The 22061-nt window shown below is 67.7% G+C and carries 17 protein-coding genes; 10 read left to right on the plus strand and 7 right to left on the minus strand.

Annotated elements, in window-relative coordinates; genetic code table 11:
- The first annotated feature begins 7 nt into the window (after positions 1–7).
- From HDA44_RS00660 to HDA44_RS00685, 6 genes are all read left to right on the plus strand, one after another.
- Entirely contained in the window at positions 8–1567 is a 1560-nt protein-coding gene (locus HDA44_RS00660) for an FAD-dependent oxidoreductase (RefSeq protein WP_184830453.1), read from the plus strand.
- A 142-nt stretch (positions 1568–1709) separates the two neighbouring features.
- Positions 1710–3758, plus strand: a complete 2049-nt coding sequence (locus HDA44_RS00665) for a DUF6351 family protein (RefSeq protein ID WP_202887029.1) — start codon at positions 1710–1712, stop codon at positions 3756–3758.
- A gap of 258 nt (positions 3759–4016) precedes the next feature.
- A complete protein-coding gene (locus HDA44_RS00670; protein ID WP_337905569.1) occupies positions 4017–5054 on the plus strand; it encodes an ABC transporter permease in 1038 nt (345 codons plus the stop codon).
- Positions 5051–5935 (plus strand): carbohydrate ABC transporter permease, encoded by an 885-nt coding sequence (locus HDA44_RS00675; protein ID WP_184830455.1) that lies wholly within the window; start codon positions 5051–5053, stop codon positions 5933–5935. The genes HDA44_RS00670 and HDA44_RS00675 overlap by 4 nt, the downstream gene beginning before the upstream one ends.
- Positions 5936–5939: 4 nt before the next feature.
- Positions 5940–7553: a type 2 periplasmic-binding domain-containing protein gene (locus HDA44_RS00680; protein WP_184830456.1), complete on the plus strand. Its 1614-nt coding sequence runs from the start codon at positions 5940–5942 to the stop codon at positions 7551–7553.
- 85 nt (positions 7554–7638) lie between these two features.
- On the plus strand, positions 7639–10140 hold the full coding sequence (locus tag HDA44_RS00685) for a DEAD/DEAH box helicase (protein ID WP_184830457.1): 2502 nt from the start codon (positions 7639–7641) through the stop codon (positions 10138–10140).
- A 12-nt stretch (positions 10141–10152) separates the two neighbouring features.
- Here the strand turns inward: HDA44_RS00685 and fabV are convergent, their stop codons facing one another.
- The gene (gene fabV, locus HDA44_RS00690; protein WP_184830458.1) at positions 10153–11319 is read right to left on the minus strand and encodes an enoyl-[acyl-carrier-protein] reductase FabV; all 1167 of its coding nucleotides are present in this window, start codon (positions 11317–11319) and stop codon (positions 10153–10155) included.
- Between the two features lie 109 nt (positions 11320–11428).
- Entirely contained in the window at positions 11429–12715 is a 1287-nt protein-coding gene (gene murA, locus HDA44_RS00695) for a UDP-N-acetylglucosamine 1-carboxyvinyltransferase (protein WP_184830459.1), read from the minus strand.
- 49 nt (positions 12716–12764) lie between these two features.
- Here murA and HDA44_RS00700 point away from each other — a divergent pair, with 49 nt between their 5' ends.
- Entirely contained in the window at positions 12765–13343 is a 579-nt protein-coding gene (locus HDA44_RS00700) for a cob(I)yrinic acid a,c-diamide adenosyltransferase (protein WP_184830460.1), read from the plus strand.
- A 15-nt stretch (positions 13344–13358) separates the two neighbouring features.
- Here the strand turns inward: HDA44_RS00700 and sppA are convergent, their stop codons facing one another.
- Positions 13359–15011 carry a signal peptide peptidase SppA gene (gene sppA, locus HDA44_RS00705; RefSeq protein WP_184830461.1) on the minus strand — a complete coding sequence of 551 codons (1653 nt, stop codon included), beginning with the start codon at positions 15009–15011 and terminating at the stop codon, positions 13359–13361.
- Positions 15012–15094: 83 nt separating this feature from the next.
- The gene (locus HDA44_RS00710; RefSeq protein ID WP_184830462.1) at positions 15095–15427 is read right to left on the minus strand and encodes a hypothetical protein; all 333 of its coding nucleotides are present in this window, start codon (positions 15425–15427) and stop codon (positions 15095–15097) included.
- A 251-nt stretch (positions 15428–15678) separates the two neighbouring features.
- On the opposite strand from HDA44_RS00710, the gene HDA44_RS00715 reads away from it, so the two are divergent.
- The 3 genes from HDA44_RS00715 (at position 15679) to HDA44_RS00725 (ending at position 19007) form a co-directional block, all read left to right on the plus strand.
- Entirely contained in the window at positions 15679–16014 is a 336-nt protein-coding gene (locus HDA44_RS00715; protein ID WP_184830463.1) for an STAS domain-containing protein, read from the plus strand.
- Between the two features lie 97 nt (positions 16015–16111).
- The gene (locus HDA44_RS00720; protein WP_184830464.1) at positions 16112–18091 is read left to right on the plus strand and encodes a protein meaA; all 1980 of its coding nucleotides are present in this window, start codon (positions 16112–16114) and stop codon (positions 18089–18091) included.
- A gap of 97 nt (positions 18092–18188) precedes the next feature.
- Entirely contained in the window at positions 18189–19007 is an 819-nt protein-coding gene (locus HDA44_RS00725; RefSeq protein WP_184830465.1) for an aldo/keto reductase, read from the plus strand.
- Between the two features lies 1 nt (position 19008).
- Here the strand turns inward: HDA44_RS00725 and HDA44_RS00730 are convergent, their stop codons facing one another.
- From HDA44_RS00730 to HDA44_RS00740, 3 genes are read right to left on the minus strand one after another with little or no spacing between them, the layout of a single operon-like run.
- Positions 19009–19353: a DUF488 domain-containing protein gene (locus HDA44_RS00730; RefSeq protein ID WP_184830466.1), complete on the minus strand. Its 345-nt coding sequence runs from the start codon at positions 19351–19353 to the stop codon at positions 19009–19011.
- Between the two features lie 19 nt (positions 19354–19372).
- Positions 19373–20641, minus strand: coding sequence for an MFS transporter (locus HDA44_RS00735; RefSeq protein WP_202887033.1), 1269 nt, complete (start codon positions 20639–20641; stop codon positions 19373–19375).
- Positions 20638–21831, minus strand: coding sequence for an amidohydrolase (locus HDA44_RS00740; protein WP_184830467.1), 1194 nt, complete (start codon positions 21829–21831; stop codon positions 20638–20640). The genes HDA44_RS00735 and HDA44_RS00740 overlap by 4 nt, the downstream gene beginning before the upstream one ends.
- Between the last annotated feature and the right edge of the window lie 230 nt (positions 21832–22061).

Here is a 22061-nt window from a genome sequence, read left to right on the forward strand (position 1 = left end):
GTAGCCGGTGGAGCTAGACACAGATGTCCTCGTAGTCGGCGGTGGACTGGGTGGGGTGGCCGCGGCATTGGCGGCCGTCAAGCTGGGCCACCGCGTCGTGCTGACCGAGCCGACCGACTGGCTGGGTGGGCAGCTGACCAGCCAGCTCGTGCCACCGGACGAGCATCCGTGGATCGAGGAGTACGCCGCCGCCGGGTACGCCGACCTGCGCAACCGGATCCGGGCGTACTACCGGCGCAACTACCCGCTCCGCCCCGAAGTCGCTGCCGATCCATTGCTCGATCCGGGTCTTGGTGTGGTCAGCCGGTTCTGCCATGAACCACGGGTCGCCGCGGCCGTACTGGACGAGATGGTCGCACCTTGGCGCGCGTCCGGCCGGCTCCGCGTGTACTTGGAGCACGAGCCGATCGCGGCGTCGACCAACGGCGACGAGATCGAGGCGGTGACGCTCCGGGACCTGCGTGCCGGTGCTGAGTTGACGGTCTCGGCGGCGTACGTGGTGGACGCGACCGAGCTCGGTGACCTGCTGGAACTGGCGCATGTCGAGCGTGTGATCGGCGCCGAGGGCTGCGACCAGACCGGCGAGCTGCACGCACCCGAGGTCGCGAATCCCCTTGATCAGCAGGCGTTCTCGTGGTGTTTCGCGCTGGAGCATCGCGCGGGGGAGGACCACACCATCGACAGGCCGGCCGGGTACGAGCACTGGCGGGACACGGTCGCGCCGTTCTGGCCGGGATCGCAGTTGTCCTGGACCGATGTCGTACCGGTGACGCTGGAGCGGCGGGAGTGGAAGCTGTTCGAGCCGAACCCGGATCAGCGCGCACCGTTCTCGATCTGGCGGTACCGGCAGATCCTTGCCAGTAGCAACTTTGTCGACAAGGTGATCCCGGACGCCACCGTGGTGAACTGGCCACAGCTCGACTACTGGGAGCAGCCGCTGCTCGGCGGACCGGACCCTGCGGTCGCGCTGGCCGCGAGCCGGGATCTGTCGCTGTCCTTCCTCTACTGGATGCAGACCGAGGCCGGCTATCCCGGGTTGCGGTTGCGGCCGGACCTCGCTGGTACCGCGGACGGTCTGGCGAAGACGCCGTACATCCGCGAGGCACGGCGAATCCAGGCCGAGTTCACCGTGCTGGAGCAACACGTCGGGGTTGAGGCACGACCGGACGGGTCCGGTAGCGAGGTTTTCGCGGACACGGTCGGCCTCGGCCGGTACCGGATCGACCTGCACCCGAGCACGGCCGGGCGTACCTATGTCGACATCGAGGCGTACCCGTTCCAGATTCCGCTCGGGGCGCTGATCCCGGTCCGGGTGAACAACCTGCTGCCGGCGAACAAGAACATCGGCACGACGCACATCACCAACGGTTGCTACCGGCTGCACCCGGTCGAATGGAGCATCGGCGAGGCAGTTGGCGCGCTGGCCGGGTTCTGCCTGACCGAAGGCCTGTCACCACGCAAGGTTCGTAACGATCCGACCCACCTGGCCGACTACCAGCGCCTGCTGGCGGACACCCTGAAGATCCCGCTGGCCTGGCCGGAAGACATCCGCACCTACCGTGACTGAACGGCTGCATCAGGTCCCCTGAGCTCGGTGACCGGTCCATCCGGGACAATTGACCGGCACCGACCGCCCATTGATGAGCTGAGGAGGAACGCTGACTTCCCGACCGCGACGGATCATCGCCGCGCTGATCGCCGGTGTGTTGGTGTTCCCCCTGGTCCCGGCGGTCACGTCGCGGCCGGTGAAACTGCAGGTGCTGTCGAGTCGCGCGGACGCGGTCACCGGCGGTGACGCCCTGATCCATCTTGACGTGCCGAACCCGGACGACCAGGTCCGGGTGACACTGAACGGCAAGGACGTGTCCTCGGTGTTCACCACCGACGACACCGGCCTGACCGGCCTGGTCGGGAACCTCCGCCTCGGTGCGAACGAACTTCGCGCCGAGGCCGGCGGGCGGCGGACGACGCTCGAAGTACGCAATCATCCGGCCGACGGCCCGATCTTCTCCGGGCCGCACGAGCAGCCGTTCCAGTGCGAGACCACGAAGTTCAAGCTCCCGGTGATCGGCGGCACGCTCGGCCCGCCGGAGGACGCCGCCTGCACGGTGCCGGGGCGAGTCGACTACTTCTACCGGACCACCGCGCGGAAGTGGGCGAAGTGGCCGGACGGCGCGCGCCGGTACCCGCGCGATCTGGCCGACACGGACTCCGGCGATCCGTTCATCGTCCGGATGGAGACCGACAGCGCGAACCGGGCGGTCGTCCAGACCAGCATGCTGCACGACCCACTGCGCGACCCGGTGCCGACACCGACACACCGGTCCGCGAGCTGGAACGGCCGCGCGATCTTCACGCTCGGTGGTGGCTGCGCGGGCGGTTGGTACCGCTCCGGATCGGTCACCGGCGGGGTGACCGATCCGGTGTTGCTCGGGCGCGGGTACGCGCTGATGTCGTCGTCGCTGAACGTCTTCGGGCAGAACTGCAACGACGTGATCGCGGCCGAGTCGGCGTCGATGACGAAAGAGTTCTTCATCGAGCACTACGGCCGGCCGGACTTCACGATCGGCTTCGGCTGCTCCGGCGGTTCGTACCAGGCGCAGCAGATCACCGACAACTATCCGGGCATCTTCGACGGGATCATCGTCGGGTGCTCGTTCCCGGATGTCGGGTTCGGCACGGTGTCGTTCATCAGCGACGCGTGGTTGCTGGATTCGTACTTCCGGGCGCGAAGTACGGTGCAGTGGACGCAGGAACAGAAACGCCGGGTCGCGGGCTTCGCCACGTACGCGACGTTGCCGAGTATGGCGCTGAGCGCGCGCCGGATCGATCCACGGCGGAACTGTGGCATCGTCCCGGTCGGCCTGCGGTACGACCCGGTGCGGAAGCCGGACGGGGTTCGGTGCGATGTGTACGACCATGCGGTCAACCAGTACGGCGCCGATCCGCTGACCGGGTTCGCGCGGCGGCCGTTGGACAACGTCGGCGTGCAGTACGGGCTGAAGGTGCTGCGGTCCGGGGGGATCACGCCGGAACAGTTCCTTGATCTGAACGACCGGGTCGGCGGATTCGATGCCGACGCCAACCTCGTCCCCGGGCGTACGGTCGCTGATCCGGAGGCGGTGCGGACGGCGTACCGGACCGGGCGGTTGAACAGCGGTGGCGGCGGGTTGAAGGACGTGCCGATCATCGACTACCGGGCGTACTCCGACAATGCGCCGTGGGGCGACATTCACGTGCGGTACCAGACGCTGTCGATGCGCGCGCGGTTGCAGAAGGCGAACGGTACGGCGGTCAACCAGGTCAGTTTGCTGGAGGATCTGCGGTATGGGTTGTTCAGCACCGGCAGTCCGCTGTTGCGGCATGCGATCGACGCGATGGACGCGTGGTTGACCCAGCTGACGGCAGACGCCACCGATCGGCCGCGGATCGACAAGATCATCGCGGCGCACCCGTCCGGCTTGGCCGAGGGTTGCCGCGGCCCCGACGGCTTCATCAAGCAGTCCTTGGACCGGAGCCCGTCGTCACGCTGCGAACGCCTGTACCCGTCGGCATCGTTCCCCCGCGAGGTCGCCGGCGCCGGTGTCGCTGCCGACGTGATCAAGTGCAACCTCCGCCCCCTCCGCCGCTGGGACTACCCCGGATTCACCGACGCCCAGTGGGCCAAACTCCGCTCCATCTTCCCGGCCGGCGTCTGCGACTGGTCCAAACCAGGCGTAGACCAGCAACCCCTCGAAGGAACCTGGCTCACCTACTGAGGTACGCGGCCATCTGATACCCATCCGGCTCGTTGTGCTGCCGAGTGGAAACCCCCGTACACCCGTACGTCGCTTCGCATTGCGCTTGCTGGTTTGCGCTGACTGGCTGTGACGGGGGTTGGTAACGATTCCAGATTTGTCCTGGGACGCTCCGGCAAGCGGTTGCGAGATGGGCTCAAGACGCGACAATATCGAACAAAGGGGAACGGAAAGCGCTCTCCACTGTGAGGGCGACGACAACCACCCAGGGAGTCTCGCGTGGCTCGAACCGATGCAATCCAAGACCGGTCAATCCCGGAAAATGATTCCGCCGGCCCCGGCCCCGGCCCCGGCCCCGGCGCCGGTCCACCGGGCCCGGCCGCGGGGAGTAGATCGCGCGGCCGGACGCTCTCCTGGTGGGCGCGCGCCCGCCGGGACAAGATCCTGCTGCTGATGGCGCTGCCCGGGCTGGCGCTGCTGCTGGCGTTCCACTACCTCCCGCTGCTCGGAAACCTGATCGCCTTCCAGGAGTACCTCCCGTTCGTACCGCTCGGCCGCAGCGCCTGGGTCGGCTGGGACAACTTCGCCGTCATCTTCAACGGTGACGCCGAGTTCCTGAACGCCCTGAAGAACACGCTGCTGATCACCCTGGTGCAGGTCATCTTCGTGTTCCCGGCGCCGATCGCGCTCGCCCTGCTGCTGAACAGCCTGCTGTCCGAGCGGATCAAGCGGATCGTCCAGTCGGTGCTGTACCTGCCGCACTTCCTGTCCTGGGTGATCGTGGTGGCGATCTTCCAGCAGGTCCTCGGCGGCAGCGGGCTGATCAACAACTTCCTCCGCGAACACGGGATGAGCACGATCGACTTCCTCGGCAACCCGGACGGCTTCATCGCGCTGCTCACCAGCCAGGTGATCTGGAAGGACACCGGCTGGGGCACGATCCTGTTCCTCGCCGCGCTCACCCAGATCGACCAGGGCCTGTACGAGGCCGCCCGCGTCGACGGCGCGTCCCGCTGGCGGCAGCTGTGGCACGTCACCGTTCCCGGAATCCGCGGCCTGATCATCCTGCTGCTGATCCTGCGCCTCGGCGACTCGCTGACCGTCGGCTTCGAGCAGATCATCCTGCAACAGAATCTGGTCGGCAGACCGGCCAGCGAGGTCCTCGACACGTACGTCTACAACAACGGCGTACTGGCCGGCCAATGGGGCGTCTCCGCCGCGGTCGGACTGGTCAAGGGCCTCTTCGGCGTAGCCCTCGTACTAGGCGCGAACAAAGTGGCCCACCTCTTCGGCGAGGCAGGAGTGTACAAGAAATGAGCACGATCGAAGAGGCTCCCGGAATGTCCTCCCGGGTACTGAAGGCTGTTGTGCTGATTGTTTGTTGCGCACTGGTGATCGTGCCGTTCCTCGGCGTCATTTCGACCAGTATCGCGAGCCAGAGCCATGTCACGAACTCTGGTGGTTTCGTGCTCTGGCCGGACGGGCTCAACCTCGAGGCGTACAAATCGATCTTCAACGGCGGCGTGGTGCAGCGGGCGCTCGGCGTCAGCGTACTGATCGCCGTCGGCGGCACGTTGATCAGTCTGGCCGGGTCCACGATGCTGGCGTACGCGCTCAGCCGGCAAGGTTCTTTCGGGCAGAAGCCGATCCTGATGATCGTCCTGTTCAGCCTGCTCTTCAGCCCGGGCCTGATCCCGAACTACCTGGTGGTGAAGGAGTTCGGCCTGCTCGACTCGCTGCTGGCCCTGATCCTGCCGACCGCGATCAGCGGCTTCAACGTGATCGTGCTGCGCTCGTTCTTCATGAGCATCCCGGACTCGGTGCTCGACTCGGCCCGCGTCGACGGCGCCGGCGACTTCCGGATCTTCTGGTCGATCGTTCTCCCGCTGTCCCGTGCGGTACTGGCGGTGGTCGGCCTGTTCTACGCGGTCGGGTACTGGAATGCGTTCTTCAACGCGATGCTCTACATCAACGACACCGCGAAATGGCCTTTGCAGCTCGTACTGCGGACTTATGTGGTGAACAACACCGAGTTGAGCAGCGGCGATCTCGGCGGCGCGGCGGCCGACCAGTTACCGCCGCAGGAATCGATTCAAATGGCGATCCTGGTGGTTTCGCTGGTACCGATCCTGATCGTGTACCCGTTCCTGCAGCGGCATTTCGCCAAGGGCATGATGACCGGCGCGGTGAAGGGGTGACGAGATGATCAGCAGAAGAACGCTCCTCGGCGGATCGCTGGCCGCGGCCGCTACCGCCGGCGGGTTGAGCGGTTGCTCGACGGTGACCAGATCGACCGATATTGCTGCCCTGAACAAGCCGGTCGCGTTGCCGACGTACAAACGATTCGCCGGGCCGAAGCCGGACCTGCCGCGGGTGCATCCGCTGATGCCGGACTGCTTCTACAAGTTCCCGGCGCACCCGGTGAAGGTGACCGACGGGATCCCCGGCGACGGCACCACGGTGACCGGTTCGGCGCCGACGTCGAACCCGATCCCGCCCACCGCCGATCGGAACCCGTACTGGCAGGAACTCAACCGTCGCCTCGGTTCGCCGCTCGAACTGAACATCACCGCCGCGGGCGACTACACGAACAAGTTCGCCACCTCGGTCGCCGGTGACACACTGGGCGATCTGTTCAACGTGGACGGTGCGTTCGCGTATCTGCCACAGTTCCTCGAGGCGCGGGCGCAGGACCTGACCGAGTACCTGTCCGGGGATGCCATTCTCGACTACCCGTTCCTCGCCAACGCGCCGGCTGATTCATGGCGCGGTTGCGTGTTCTCCGGCGGCATCCGCGCGGTGCCGATCCAGCGCGGGGTGATGTCGTCGAACGCGTTGCTGGCCCGGCAGGACCTGCTCGACCAGTTGGGCGTCGAGCTCGGGTCGCCGACGCCGGACGACCTGATGAAGGTCGCGAAGGCGGTCACCGACGGTAAGAAGAACCGGTGGGGCTTCGCCGTCCCGCCGACCGCCGCGTTGAGCGCGATGCTCGGACTGCCGAACGGCTGGGAGGTGCGGGACGGGAAGCTTGTCCACAGCCGGGAACTCCCGGAGCACAAGCAACTGCTGTCGATCACCCGGCAGATGGTCCTGGCCGGCGTGATCCATCCGGACGGCGTCGCGAAGAACAACCAGAAGGTCTGGTTCACCCAAGGCTCGGCGGTGATGACCCAGGACACGTACTCGTCGATCCAGAGCTTCTACCGGCGCGCGACCTCGCCGACGTTCAGCGTCTCGCTGCCGGTGCCGAGGAGCTCGGACGGCAAGGTCGGCCGGGTGCTGCTCGGCTCGCCGAACAACTCGATCGCGGCGATCCGGCCGAGTTCGCCGGAGCGGACCAAGCTGTTGCTCCGCGTCCTGAACTGGTTCGCCGCGCCGTTCGGGACCGAGGAATACCTGTTCCGCAAGTTCGGTCTGCCCGGTCGGCACTACACACTGAACGGGACTGATCCACAGCTGACCAAGGACGGTGGAAGTGAGGTCTGTTTGGGTGAGTTCCCGATCCAGTACCTGGCCGACGGTCCATACCCGCTGTACTTCCCCGGTCATCAAGACGCGGTCGAGATGGCCTACGACCATCTGAAGACCGTGCTACCGACAGCGATCCTGCCACCGGCGTACGGACTGTACTCGCCGACGCAATCCACCAAGGGCAAGATCCTCGACACCCGGATGGACTCCCTGACCAAGGACATCCAACTCGGCCGCGCTCCACTCAGCGACTGGGACGACGCCGTCGCCGACTACCGCAAGTCCGGCGCCGACGCCATCCGCCACGAACTGGAACAAGCAATGGCGGTCCAGGGCCGCAAGTAACCTGCCCCGAGTGCACCGCCCTCCCCACGGCGGTGTACTCGGGCGGGCGGCGGGTGGGATTGGGCGTCAGGGACAATGGGTTGCGATGACGCTTACTGAGCTGGTGCCGGAGACGACCGAGCCTGACGACCTGTACGACGCCTTCGCGCGCTGGGTGGGTGAGCAGGGCATCTCGTTGTACCCGGCGCAGGAAGAAGCGTTGATCGAGGTGATGACCGGGTCGAACGTGATCCTGTCCACGCCGACCGGGTCCGGCAAGAGCCTGGTGGCGACCGGCGCGCACTTCGCCGCGCTCGCGCACGGCCGGCGCACCTTCTACACCGCGCCGATCAAGGCGCTGGTGTCGGAGAAGTTCTTCACCCTGTGCGACGTGTTCGGCGCGGACAAGGTCGGCATGCTGACCGGTGATGCCGCGGTGAACGCGGGCGCGCCGATCATCTGCTGCACGGCCGAGGTACTCGCCAACATCGCGCTCCGGGAAGGTTCGGCCGCCGACGTCGGTCAGGTCGTGATGGACGAGTTCCACTTCTACTCCGAACCGGACCGCGGCTGGGCGTGGCAGGTGCCGCTGCTCGAGCTGCCGGACGCGCAGTTCGTACTGATGTCCGCGACCCTCGGCGACGTCGAACGGTTCAAGATCGACCTGTCCCGCCGTACCGGCCGGCCGACCGCGATCGTCGCGTCCGGCGAGCGCCCGGTCCCGCTGGTCTACAAGTACGTCACCACGGCTCTGCACGAGACGCTCGAAGAGTTGCTCACCACCCACCAGGCGCCGGTGTACGTCGTGCACTTCACCCAGGCCGCCGCGCTGGAACGCGCGCAGGCACTGATGAGCATCAACGTCTCCTCGAAGGAGGAGAAGGAGAAGCTGAACGAGCTGATCGGAAACTTCCGCTTCAGCAAGGGTTTCGGGCGGACCCTGCAGCGGCTGGTGAAGCACGGTATCGGTGTTCACCACGCCGGCATGCTGCCCAAGTACCGGCGCCTGGTCGAGCAGCTCGCGCAGGCCGGCCTGCTCAAGGTCATCTGTGGCACCGACACGCTCGGCGTCGGCATCAACGTTCCGATTCGTACGGTCGTACTGACCGCGCTGAGCAAGTACGACGGCCGCCGCCAGCGGATCCTGAAGGCGCGCGAGTTCCACCAGATCGCGGGCCGGGCCGGCCGCGCCGGGTACGACACGTCCGGCACCGTCGTCGTCCAGGCGCCGGATCATGTGGTCGAGAACGTGAAGGCGCTCGCGAAGGCCGGTGACGATCCGAAGAAGCAGCGCAAGGTCCAGCGGAAGAAGCCGCCGGAAGGTTTCGTCACCTGGGGCGAGGAGACGTTCGACCGGTTGGTCGCGGCCGAGCCGGAGGCGCTGCAGTCCCGGATGCGGGTCAGCCACGCGATGCTGCTGAACGTCATCGCCCGCGACGGCAACGCGTTCGCCAGCATGCGGCACCTGCTCCGCGACAACCACGAGGACGCCCGCGCCCAGGTCCGGCTGATCCGGCGCGCGATCCAGATCTACCGCACCCTGGTCACCGCCGGCGTGGTCGAACGTCTCGACGAACCTGACGAGAACGGCCGGTTCCTGCGGCTCACGGTCGATCTGCAGAAGGACTTCAGCCTGAACCAGCCGTTGTCCACCTTCGCGCTGGCGGCGCTCGACCTGCTCGACCCGGCCGACCCGGCGTACGCGCTGGACGTGGTGTCGATCATCGAGGCGACGCTGGAGGACCCGCGCGCCGTGCTCTGGGCGCAGGAGCATCACGCCAAGGGCGAGGCGGTGAACGCGATGAAGGCCCAGGGCATCGAGTACGACGAGCGGATGGAGTTGCTGGAGGACGTCAGCTGGCCGAAACCGCTCGCGGAGTTGCTTGAGGCAACGTTCGAGATGTACCGGCAGACGCATCCGTGGATCGCGGACACCGGGCTGTCGCCGAAGGCGGTGGTCCGGGACATGTTCGAGCGGGCGATGACGTTCGGCGAGTTCATCGGGTACTACGGGCTGGCGCGCTCGGAGGGCATCGTGCTCCGCTACCTGAGCGACGCGTACAAGGCGCTCCGGCAGACCGTACCGCCGGACAAGGTGGACGAGGACCTGGCCGACCTGATCGAGTGGCTCGGCGAGGTCGTACGGCAGACCGACTCCAGCCTGCTCGACGAGTGGGAGGAGCTCACCAACCCGGCCACCGAGGAGGTCGTCGCCGCGGTACCGGTCGGCCCGCGCCGGATCACCCTGAACACCAGGGCCTTCCGCGTACTGGTCCGGAACGCGATGTTCCGCCGGGTCGAGCTGCTCGCGCTGCACCGCTGGGCCGAGCTCGGCCAACTCGACACCGATGCCGGCTGGGACGCCGCCCGCTGGGCCGAGGCCGGCACCACGTACTACGCCGAGCACGAATCCCTTAACACCGGCCCGGCCGCCCGCGGCCCGGCGCTCTTCCTGGTCGAGGAGCACCCGGGCTACTGGGAGGTCCAGCAGATCATCGACGACCCCGAGGGCAACCACGACTGGCGCATCACCGCGACCGTCGACCTCGACGCATCTGACGACGCCGCCGAGCTGGTACTCGAAATGGTCTCCTTCAAGCCACTCTGACCCGCGCTTCGGTCAGGCCGGCCATTCCACATCGACCTCGGTTTCGGCCGCGTAGTCCACACCGGGTACGTCGAAGCCGTACAACCGGCGTACCTCGGCGAGGAACCACTCCGCGTCCGTGACGTCCGCGATGTTGTCCTTGGTTGCCGATTCCCACACCGCGCGGACATCGGCCTGCACCTCATCGGTCAGCTCCCAGCGATCGAGCCGGATGCGGCCTTCGTCGTCCAGATCGAGCGGTGCCGTACCGGTCAGCTGATCCCACAGCGCGATCGACTGTTCGACCGGCGTCTGCAGACCGATCACCTTGTGCAGGATGCTGACATACAGCCCGATCCCGGGAATCGCCGACGACGCCTGCGTGACGGCAGCGCCGTTCACGGACGTCAGCGCGGTAACCCCGTCCGCGGCCAGCTTCAGCGCGGTCTGCTCGAGGTCCGCCTTCGCCGCACCGATGGAACCCTGCCGGTACAGCGGTCCGGTCAACTCGGACCCGATGTACGTCAGCGCGACCGTGTTGAACCCGGGCTTGAGCAGCTCCCGCTCCTGCAGCGCGCTGACCCAGCGGGCCCAGTCCTCGCCGCCCATCACCTTCACCGTCTGCGCGATCTCGTCATCGGTCGCGACCTCGATCCCGACCTCCTGCAGCACCGGCGCGCCGTCCTCGAACGCGAGGCTCTTCGTGGTGTGCTCCGCGCCGATCGCCTTCAGCACCGACTGGTACGTCTCGCCGCTCCGCGGGTCCACCCGCCGCGGCGCGGCCACGCTGTAGATCAGGTGGTCGATCCCGCCGAGCCGCTCGGCGATCAGGTCCAGCACCTCGTCCTTGGTGGTGTCCGCGAACGCGTCCGCGTTCACGAAACTCCACGACCGGCCAAGCTCAGCGGCCAGCGCAGCCGTCTCCGCGGTCCGGTACCAGCCGGCGGTCGCGGTCCGCCGAGCCGTCGGCGCCTTCTCGAAGCAGACCCCGATCCCGTCCACGCCGTACCGCGCGAGTCCCGCGATCGTCGCCGCCAGTCCGTACCCGGAGCTCGATCCGACCACCAGCGCGGTCCGTCGTTCCGCCGTACGCGCCTCAACCTGCCCGGCCAGGTCTCGCACAACCTGTGCACACCCCGCCGGATGCGAGTCGAGGAACAGAAAACCACGCCCGAGGGGCTTGATCACGCGCTCAGTCATGCCGAGACCCTAACCCGACCGCCTGCAAGCCATAACCCGCCCGCTGGCGGCTTTTGTGATCGCTGGCGTGTTACAGCAGGTCAGCGGTGAAACAACCGGCCAGCGGCGCTCAGTTCCAGTACATCTCCGCGTCGTCCGGCTCGACCACGACGTCGGCGCCGAGGCGGCGGAGGTTGCCGGCGAAGTCGGTGTACCCACGGTGTACGTGGTGCGCCGCCGACACCAAGGTCTCGCCTTCGGCCGCGAGACCGGCCAGTACGAGCGCGGCGCCGGCGCGGATGTCCGAGGCGACCACCGGTGCGCCGGACAACCGTGGCACGCCGCGTACGACCGCGTGGTGCCCGTCGGTCTGGATCTGCGCGCCGAGCCGGGTCAGCTCCTGCGCGAACGTGAACCGGCCCTCGAACAGGTTCTCGGTGACCATCGCCGCGCCGTCACTGAGCGCGTTCATCGCGATCACGAACGCCTGCAGATCGGTCGCGAAACCGGGGTAGGGGAGCGTGACCACGTCCACCGGCTTCGGCCGGTCGTGCATCCGGACCCGGAAACCGGGGTTCAGTACGGTGATCTCCGCGCCGGCCTTGTGCAGCTTGTCGAGCGGCAGTTCCAGGTGCTCCGCGTGCCCGTTCGACACCGTCACGTCACCCTTGGTGATGGCCGCCGCGAACGCCCAGCTGCCGGACACGATCCGGTCCGCGACCACGGTGTGGTCGACCGGGTGCAGCAGCCCGTCCACGCCGGTGATCTCGATCCGCGACGACCCGGCGCCGTCGATCTGCGCGCCCATCTCGACCAGCATCGCCGCGATGTCCTGGATCTCCGGCTCGCGGGCGGCGTTCTCGATGATCGTCGTACCCTTCGCGAGCACCGACGCCATCATGATCGTCTCGGTCGCGCCGACACTCGGGAAGTCCAGCCAGACCTCCGCGCCGTGCAGCCCCTGCGGCGCCTCGGCGATCACGAAGCCGTGCTCGATGTGCACCTTCGCGCCCATCGCCTCCAGCCCCGCGACGTGCATGTTCAGCCCGCGGGAGCCGATGTTGTCGCCGCCCGGCAGCGCCACCTCCGCCTGACCACAGCGGGCCAGCAGCGGCCCGAGCACCGAAATCGACGCCCGCAGCTTGCGTACCAGGTCGTAGTCGCACTGGTGTTTGACGTCGGCCGGCACCGAGATCGTCGCCAACTGCCCGTCCGGGTCCACCTTCACCGAGCAGCCGAGCGTGTCCAGCAGTTGTGCCATGAACGTGACGTCGAGAATGCCCGGCACCTGCCGCAGCGTCGTCGTACCTTCCGCCAGCAGTGCCGCCGCCATCAACTTGAGCACGCTGTTCTTCGCCCCGGCCACCTCGACAGCGCCGTCCAGCCGTGCCTCACCCGCGATCCGAAACCGTTCCACTGGTCGACTGTAGCGTTTGTGGGACCGGGGGTTTGCGTAGAGTCCTGGCATGGCTGTGAACTTGACGCGGATCTACACCCGCACCGGAGACGCCGGCGAGACCCGCTTGGGCGACAACTCGACCACCTCGAAGACCGATCCGCGGCTGGCCGCGTACGGCGAGGTGGACGAAGCGAACTCCGCGATCGGCGTCGCGATCGCGGCCGGGCACCTGAACACCTCGATCGTGGTGCTGCTGACCCGGATCCAGAACGACCTGTTCGACGTCGGCGCCGACCTGTGCAACCCGATCACGCCCGACCCGGAGTACCCGCCGCTGCGGATCACCCAGGAGTACGTCGACCGGCTCGAGGCGTGGTGCGACGAGTACAACAGTCGTTTGACCAAGCTGCGCTCGTTCATCCTGCCCGGCGGTACCGAGGGCGCCGCGTACCTGAACGTGGCGCGCGCGGTCGTCCGGCGTTCCGAGCGGGCCGGCTGGGCCGCCGTCGAGGCGCACGGCCCGTCCGTCAACCTGCTCGCGATCACGTACCTGAACCGCCTGTCCGACCTGCTGTTCATCCTCGGCCGGGTGGCGAACCTGTCCTCCGGCGGCGACGTCCTCTGGGTACCAGGCGGCGAGCGCTAGCCAGTCTCCCAGCTGCTAGCCGATCTCCCAGCTGAGGGGCATCCGTAGTACGCCCGCGGGTGGCAGGCCCAGTGCGCTGTAGAGACCGGTGGTCAGGCCGTCCAGCGTCAACGGCGCCGCGGTGACGGCCAGATCGTCGGTCGTCACCGGCGCCCGAAGCTGACTGAGCAGATTGCGGTGCGGTACGGACGTCACGCCGATCTCGTCGCGGTCCAGACCAGCCCGGTTGCAGGCGAGCGTCAGCGCATGCTGGAACCCACCAAGCTCGTCGACAAGCTTGTGCATGTGCGCATCGGCACCCGTCCACACCCGGCCGCGAGCAAGCGCCTCCAGCTGCTCCTCGGGCAGCCCGCGGTCCTGCGCGGCCTTGGCGACGAAGTCCTTGTAGATGCGGTCCAGCGTCTCCTCCAGCCGCGCCCACTGCTCGTCGGTGAACTCCTCCTGCGCGGAGAACATCCGCGCGTTCGCACCCTCCGACACCGCCTCGCGGGAGATCCCGATCCGGCCCAGCGCGTCCCGTACGACGCCCTTGCCGGTCAGTACGCCGATGGACCCGGTGATGGTGCCTGGCTGGGCGACGATCACATCGGCCGGCATCGCCACGAAGTACCCGCCCGATGCGGCCACTCCGCCCATCGACGCGATCACAGGTCGTCCGGTCGACCGCAAGCGCAGTACCTCGTTCCGGATGGCATCCGACGCGACGTACGAGCCACCGGGACTGTCCACGCGCAGCACCACTGCCTTGACGTGCTCGTTGTCCGTCACGGCGCGCAGTGCTGCGCCGATGGTGTCGGAGCCGGCACCCGGTCCGCCCATCGGGCTGTTGGAGTTGCGGCCGACCGAGATGCCGCCGGCTACACGGACCACTGCCACAAGTGGCTTCTGCGGCCAGGGGAGGGTCTTGCGTAGCTCATCGACAGTGCGCGGCCCGCGCCGGATGTAGCGCTCAGCCAGCAGGCGGTCCTCGTACTGAAGCTGCTTCTTCAGCTCGTCGTACACGTCTGACCGGTAGCCGAGTCGATCGACCAGTCCGGCATCCAGACCGTCCTGCGCGGGCAGGGGCGCGCTGTCGACGAGCTCCCGCACCCGTGCGGTGTCCAGACGTCGGCGTACCGCGATGCCTTCGACAATCTGCTCGTACGCCGACTCGGCCAGCCGGGACGCCATCTCCCGCGCCGGCGCGGTCATCTCCTTCTCGGTGAACGTGTCAGCTGCTGTCTTGTACTCATGCCGTTTGCCGAACTGGGGGACCACCCCGGCCTTGTCGAGCGCACCGCGTACGAAAACGGCCTGCACGGTCACACCGGTGATGGCCAGATCACCGGAGGGCTGCAGCCAGATCTCGTCGAACGCCGTGGAGAGGTAGTAGGGGACGGTGCCCTGACCGGCCTCACCGAACGACTCGGTCCAGGCCACTGCCGGCTTCCCTGACGTCCGGAAGTCGGCCACCGCCTCACGCAGCTCCTGCACCTGCGCCAGCGACAGGCGGTGCGCACCGAGGTGCGCGACGACACCGACTACCGAGTCGTCCCGCGAACCCTTCCGCAGCGCTCCCACCAGCTCGCGCAGCGTCGGCAGATGACGAGCGCGGAAGGCCGCCACCGGTGAGGCAGGCGGCGTCTCGAGTACGCCACGGGTCAGATCCAGCTCAAGCAGAGTCCCCATACTCAGACCCTAGACGCTGGCTAAAACACCTGTCCCGCGCGACTCCCGGCAGTTGCCGTGTCAGGTTGCGGTGTCAGGGGGCGTCAGGAGGTGTCCAGCAGGCCGCGGGCGGCTGCCTCGTCCTGTGGCCAGACGTAGATGGTCCAGCCGTCGTCGGTGCGCGCGGCGGTCGCCTTGATCCGGAAGGCCGCCAGCCGCGACACCAGCACCCGGGCGTCGTTGTAGCTCGGCACCGTGCGTACGTCGATCAGGAGCCCGAACGAGTCCCGCGCGGCCGGTGTCGTGTCCACCCGGCGGACCAGTGACCCGCCCTTCGCCTTGGAGAAGGCCCAGCGGCACAACAGCACCATGGAACCGGCCAGCGCGATCGTCACCACCGGAAACCAGAAGTACTCGTCCGCAGCCACAGACCCCATTCTCCCGCGAACCCACCACCCCCGCCGCACCGCCGCCCCACCGCCCCACCGCCCCACCGCCCCACACCGAGCCCACCCGCCCTGCTTCGGCCGCTCGAGCCCTCCTTCGGCCGCTTGAGGTCCGTCGTCACCCGAAGTAAAAGTTCGCGAGGTCTTGGCAACCTTCCGTGTCTGCAGGGAGTCTTTAGGGACAAGACGCTGCCACGCGGCCGAATCACTCGGGGGCCGCCGGAAGAGCGGAGGGCCCGGACATGCTCGCACCGACCCACAACCAGACCCACCTGCAGTCTGACAACGTGGTACATCTGACCGGCATCCTGGACGTACGCTCAGTGGGCGACGTTCGGCAAACGCTCAACCATCTGATCGACACCTCCGACGGGGACGTGATCGTCGACCTGGAGGAGGTCGATGCGGTCGACGCGACCGGCCTCGGCCTCCTGGTCGCGACCCACCGCCGTACCCAGCTCCTCGGCCGCCAGCTCGTGCTCTGGCACCCGATGCCTTCGGTCGTCCGCATCCTCGCGGTCACCCGTCTGCACCGGGTCCTCAAAGTCGAGCGCACCCCGCTGCCGATGACCGCCTAGGGGCGCGTCCTCGGCGGCCTTCGTGTGATCCACGCCCCTGGTGACTCGGGTCACGAGGGGCGGACTCACAAGGGCACAGAGTCCTACTCTCGGGTACATGGCCACCGAGAAGGATCGACCGTGGGTAATGCGAACCTACGCGGGTCACTCTTCCGCGGCGGAGTCGAACGCGCTGTTCCGGCGGAACCTGGCCAAGGGGCAGACCGGACTGTCGGTCGCGTTCGACCTGCCGACCCAGACCGGGTACGACGCGGACCATCCGCTCGCCAAGGGCGAGGTCGGGAAGGTCGGCGTACCGGTCGCGCACCTGGGTGACGTCCGCGCGCTGTTCGACCAGATCCCGCTGGCGCGGATGAACACGTCGATGACGATCAACGCGACCGCGATGTGGCTGCTCGCGCTCTACCAGGTCGCCGCCGAGGAGCAGGGCGCGCGCCCCGACGAGCTGACCGGTACGACGCAGAACGACATCGTCAAGGAGTACCTGTCCCGCGGCACGTACGCGTTCCCGCCGGAGGCGTCGCTGCGGCTCACCACGGACGTGATCGCGTACACGGTCGCGAACATGCCGAAGTGGAACCCGATCAACATCTGCAGCTACCACCTCCAGGAGGCGGGCGCGACACCCGTACAGGAGCTGGCGTTCGCGCTGTCGACGGCGATCGCCGTACTGGACCGGGTGCGCGACGCGGGTCAGGTACCGCCGGAGCGGTTCGGTGAAGTGGTGCAGCGGATCTCCTTCTTCGTGAACGCCGGCGTGCGGTTCATCGAGGAGACGTGCAAGATGCGCGCGTTCGTACGGCTGTGGGACGAGCTGACGCTGCAGCGGTACGGCGTGACCGACGCGAAAGCACGGCGGCTGCGGTACGGCGTGCAGGTCAACTCCCTCGGTCTGACCGAGGCGCAGCCGGAGAACAACGTGCAGCGGATCGTACTGGAGATGCTGGGCGTGACGCTGTCCAAGAACGCGCGCGCCCGGGCCGTACAACTGCCCGCCTGGAACGAGGCGCTCGGGCTGCCGCGGCCGTGGGACCAGCAGTGGTCGCTGCGGATGCAGCAGGTGCTGGCGTACGAGTCCGATCTGCTGGAATACGACGACATCTTCGACGGATCGCACGTGATCGAGGCGAAGGTGTCCGCGCTGGTCGACGGGGCGCGCGAGGAGATCGACCGGGTGCAGGCGATGGGCGGTGCGGTCGCTGCTGTCGAGAGTGGTTATCTCAAGCAGGCGCTGGTCGCGTCGCATGCCGAGCGGCGGCAGCGGATCGAGTCGGGCGAGCAGGTCGTCGTCGGCGTGAACCGGTTCGAGAACACCGAACCGTCACCGCTGACTGCTGATCTCGATACAGCTATCCAGACCGTCGACCCCGCTGCCGAGTCCGCTGCACTGGAGGCGTTGCAGGAATGGCATACCAAACGAGATGCCGCCGCCGTTGACGCTGCCCTTGCCAAGTTGCAGGCGATCGCGAAGACGGCCGGCAACCTGATGCCCGCGACCCTGGAGTGCGCGCGGGCCGGTGTGACGACGGGGGAGTGGGCGGGCGTACTGCGGGAGATGTACGGCGAGTACCGCGCGCCGACCGGCGTGTCCGGATCGGTCGGTATCGCCGCGGGTGGCGCTGAGCTCGCGGCTGTCCGCGCGAAGGTGAAGTCGACGTCGGACGAGCTGGGTGGACGGCTCCGGCTGCTGGTCGGCAAGCCCGGACTCGATGGTCACTCCAACGGTGCCGAGCAGGTCGCGGTACGCGCCCGAGACGTGGGTTTCGAGGTGGTATACCAAGGCATCCGCCTGACACCGGAGCAGATCGTCGCCGCCGCGGTCGCCGAGGACGTGCATTGCGTCGGGCTGTCGATCCTGTCCGGATCGCACATGGAGCTCGTACCGCAGGTGGTCGACGGTCTTCGGACGGCCGGGCTGGAGGACGTACCGGTGGTCGTCGGCGGGATCGTCCCGGACGGCGACGCGAGGAAGCTGCTCGCCGCCGGCGTGGCCGCGGTATACACACCGAAGGACTACGACCTGACCGGCATGATGTCCGATGTGGTGGACGTGATCCGGCAGGCGAACAAGCTGTAGGCCGGGTCGGCGCTGTTCCACGGCGCTGTTCCACGGCGCTGATCCACGGGCGTACGTCCCGCGGGCGCCGTTTCCTTCCGCGTGGTAGAAGGGTTGTATGACTCAGCTGACGCGCACGTTGTCCAATGGCACGGAGCTCCCGCTGTTCGGGTTGGGTGTCTGGCAGGTCGACGACGGGGCCGAGTGCGAGCGTGCCGTCACCTGGGCGCTCGAGGCCGGATACCGCCTGATCGACACCGCGCAGGCGTACCAGAACGAGGCCAGCGTCGGCCGGGCGATCCGGGACAGTGGTATACCACGCGAGGAAATCTTCCTGACCACCAAGTTCTACCCGGGTGGGAAGGACGCGCGGGTCGAGGCGGAGAAGAGCCTCGAGCGGCTCGGCACGCCATACCTCGACCTGTACCTGATCCACTGGCCGCAGGGCGGACCGACCTGGGCCTGGCCGGGGATGCAGGCGGCGGTCGAGGCCGGCCTGACCAAGGGCATCGGCATCTCGAACTTCGGCGCGGACGAGATCCAGGAGCTTTCGAAGGTCGCGGAGATCCAGCCGGCCGTGAACCAGATCCAGTTCAGCCCGTTCGAGTACCGGCGTGCGCTCGTCGATGCCGGTGAAGCGGCCGGGATCGTCGCGCAGGCGTACAGCCCGCTCGGCACCGGGCGGCACCTCGGCGACCCGGTCGTGGCCAGGATCGCCGAGGCCACCGGCCACACGCCCGCGCAGGTGCTGATCCGCTGGGCGATGCAGAAGGGCCTTTCGGTGATCCCGAAGTCGACGCATCAGCCGCGGATCCTGGAGAACTACAACGTCTTCGACTTCGAGCTGGACGCCGCCGCGGTCGCCGATCTCGACGGGCTCGACACCACCGGTGAGACCGCGGACGCGTTGTCGCGCGGCAACAAGTGGTGGTCCTGAGCTACTCCAGCACCTCGGCCAGAACGGCCGCCTGACTGATCCCGGCCTGTTTGGTTGCGGTGAGCAACGTCAGCGTTCCGTTCGTCAGTTTCTTCAGCCGGGCAAGGGCTTCAGCACGTTCTGGTTGCTGGAGCTCTTCCCGGTACCGGCGAGCGAACTCGTCGTACCGAGCAGGATCGTGTCCGTACCACTCGCGCAACTCGTTGGATGGGGCAACTTCTTTGCACCACTCGTCCAGCTGGGCGTGCTGCTTGCTGACTCCGCGCGGCCAGAGCCGGTCGACCAGTACGCGCTTGCCGTCGGTGTCCTCGACGGCGTCGTAGATCCGCCGCACTCGCACCGTCATCAGGTCACCTCCTGGCCTTCTACGGTAGCGGCTCCTGGTTTTCGCGGGCTTCGTGGCCGCCGTAGCGGAGGAGTTGCGGGGTCCAGAGGGCCAGGAGGGCGAGCAGGACGACGAGTAGGAGTCCGCTGACGAACGTGGTGATGCTGACCCCGTAGTGCTCGGCGAAGGCGCCCAGCGCGAGGGATGCCAGCGGCATGATGCCGATCGCGAGTTCCTGGACACCGAGGGCGCGGCCGTGCAGCGACTCGTTCGTGGTCATCAGCAGCAGCGTGGTTTGCAGGACACCGAACGCGGCGCTCATCACGCCGATCGCGGTCATCAACACGAACGACGCGACCGGGCTGTACGACAGCCCGAAGGCGGCCCAGAGCATTCCCCAGATCGCGGTGCCGACGACGAACATGCCGCCCTTGAACCGGAAGTCGCCGAGCCACGCGATCACCAGCGAGCCGGTCAAGCCGCCGACGCCGGTGCAGGTGAGCAACCAGCCAAGCCCGGCGGCGTCGAGGCCGAGCGACTCCTTGGCGAACACCGGCATGAACGACTGCGCGATCGGCCAGATCAACGTGTTCGCCGCCAGAGTGACCAACAGAACCGTCGACGCCAAGCGATTCCGCGCGATCTCACGCAGCCCGCTCGTCACCATCCGGACCGCCGATCCGGTGTGCCCGCCGACGACCCGCCCGTACTGACGCAGGGGCAGCAGCGTGACGAGCGAAATGGCATACCAAAATGTGGAGACCCACAACGCGGCCGGCGCGCCGAGCCCGCTGATCATCAGACCGCCGAGCGCGGGACCGATCACCTGCGTCATGTTCAGCGCCATCGAGTTCAGTGCGTTGGCGTTGCTGATGTTCTGCCGGCCGACCAGATCCATCACCAGCGAGGCGCGCGCCGGTTGCGACGGCGATTGCGCCAGCCCGATCGCGAGACCGCCGACGACGAGCACCCAGTACGAGGCCCGGCCGAGCGACGCCAGCGTCGCGACGGCACTGACCGCCACCAACGCCCACGAGGCCGCGATGATCAGCAGCCGAACCCGGTTGTGCCGGTCGGCGTACGCGCCCGCGAACGGTCCCAGCAGCAGCGGAGCAAGTCGTACCGCGGTGAACACGGCGACCAGGAAGTCGGAGTGCGTCGTCTCGTACGCCAGCCAGCCGAGTACCAGCGTCTGCGTCCAGACCCCGCCGAAGAAGAACAGATTCGACAACCAGAACAGGCGAAATGCCCGGTTGTCGCGCAACGAGCCCAGTGTCCTCCCGACGACCGTGGCAGTCCCGGTACTCACACCTGGAGTACGCCGTCGCGCAAGACGACCTGTCCGCCGGCGATGACGAATTCACGTCGCGGCGCGCGCACCAGCACGTCCGGGACGTTCTCCGCGTCGATCAGCACGATGTCGGCGCGGGCACCCGGCGTCAGGCCGTGCACCTCGCGGTGTACGAACGGCGCGGCGGCCGTGGTCGCGAGCTCGATCGCGTACGTGAGGTCGGCGTCGTCGCGCAGACCGTGCAGCCGGGCGAAACCGCGGGCGATCTGGAGGAGATCACCGTCACCGTACGGGGACCAGAGATCGCGGATGCCGTCCGTACCGAGTCCGATCGCGACCCCGGCGGTCCGCATCTCGCGCCAGGGCAGCGGTGCCGAGTTGACCGGCGCGACCGTCGTCCAGGAAACTCCGGCCTCACCCAATTGGTATACCATTTCCGACCGCCGCTGCGGCGACAGCTCACCGAGCGCGAACCCGTGCGAGACGTTCACCCGCCCGGACAGCCCGCCGGCCACCGTGCGCTCGGCGATCAGCTCGTACTGGAACCCGCCGAGGTCACCGCGGTCGTGCAGATGGATGTCGATCCCGACGTTCCGCCGCACCGCGATCTCGAACAGCGCGTCCAGCTGCCCGACCGGGTCCCGGTCGATCGACGCCGGATCGAGGCCACCGATACTCGTCGCCCCTTCGGCCGCGGCCTGATCGAGCAGTTCCAGTACACCCGGCCGCCGGAGTACGCCATCCTGCGGGAACGCGACGATCTCCACTTCGACCGCACCGTTCAGAGCGGCGGCAGCCTCGTGCACGTTGGCGATTCCGCGCAGTCCGACACCGAGATCGACGTCCACATGCGTACGCGTCGCGGTCGTCCCGTGCCGCAGGAACTCGCGAAGCACTGCCTTCGTACCGTCCACGCTCGGGATCCCGTACTTGTCCCGCTCGGCCCGCTCATGCGCGATCCGCCCCTGGGTCGTCGGCTCACCGCCGTACGAAACCCACGGCTGCCCCCACCAGCTCTTGTCCACATGCGCATGCGCGTTGATGAACCCCGGCAAGGCGAGCAACCCACGCCCGTCGACCCGCTCCACCTCCGGCGGCACGACAGCACTCCCCGCTGCCGCCACGTCGGTGATCACCCCATCCACAACCACCAGATCAACCAACGCCCCACCCGAACCCCGAACCCCACCAACCACCAAGCTACGCATACCCACAATGGTATACCAAACCTGACCAAAGCCCACCCCTCAGGCGCAAATCCGGTATACCGCCACCGCCACGCGCCAAGGCCACCCGCCAAGGCCACGCGCCACCGCCACTCGCCAAGGCCACGCGCCACTGCCACGCGCCAAGGCCACGCGCCACCACCGCCCGCCAAGGGCACCCGTCATGGGCACCCGCCTCAGCCGATTGCCACCCTGACCGCCGCCCCGTTGGC

Origin of the sequence: Kribbella solani (assembly GCF_014205295.1) — a bacterium.
Lineage (GTDB): Bacteria > Actinomycetota > Actinomycetes > Propionibacteriales > Kribbellaceae > Kribbella > Kribbella solani.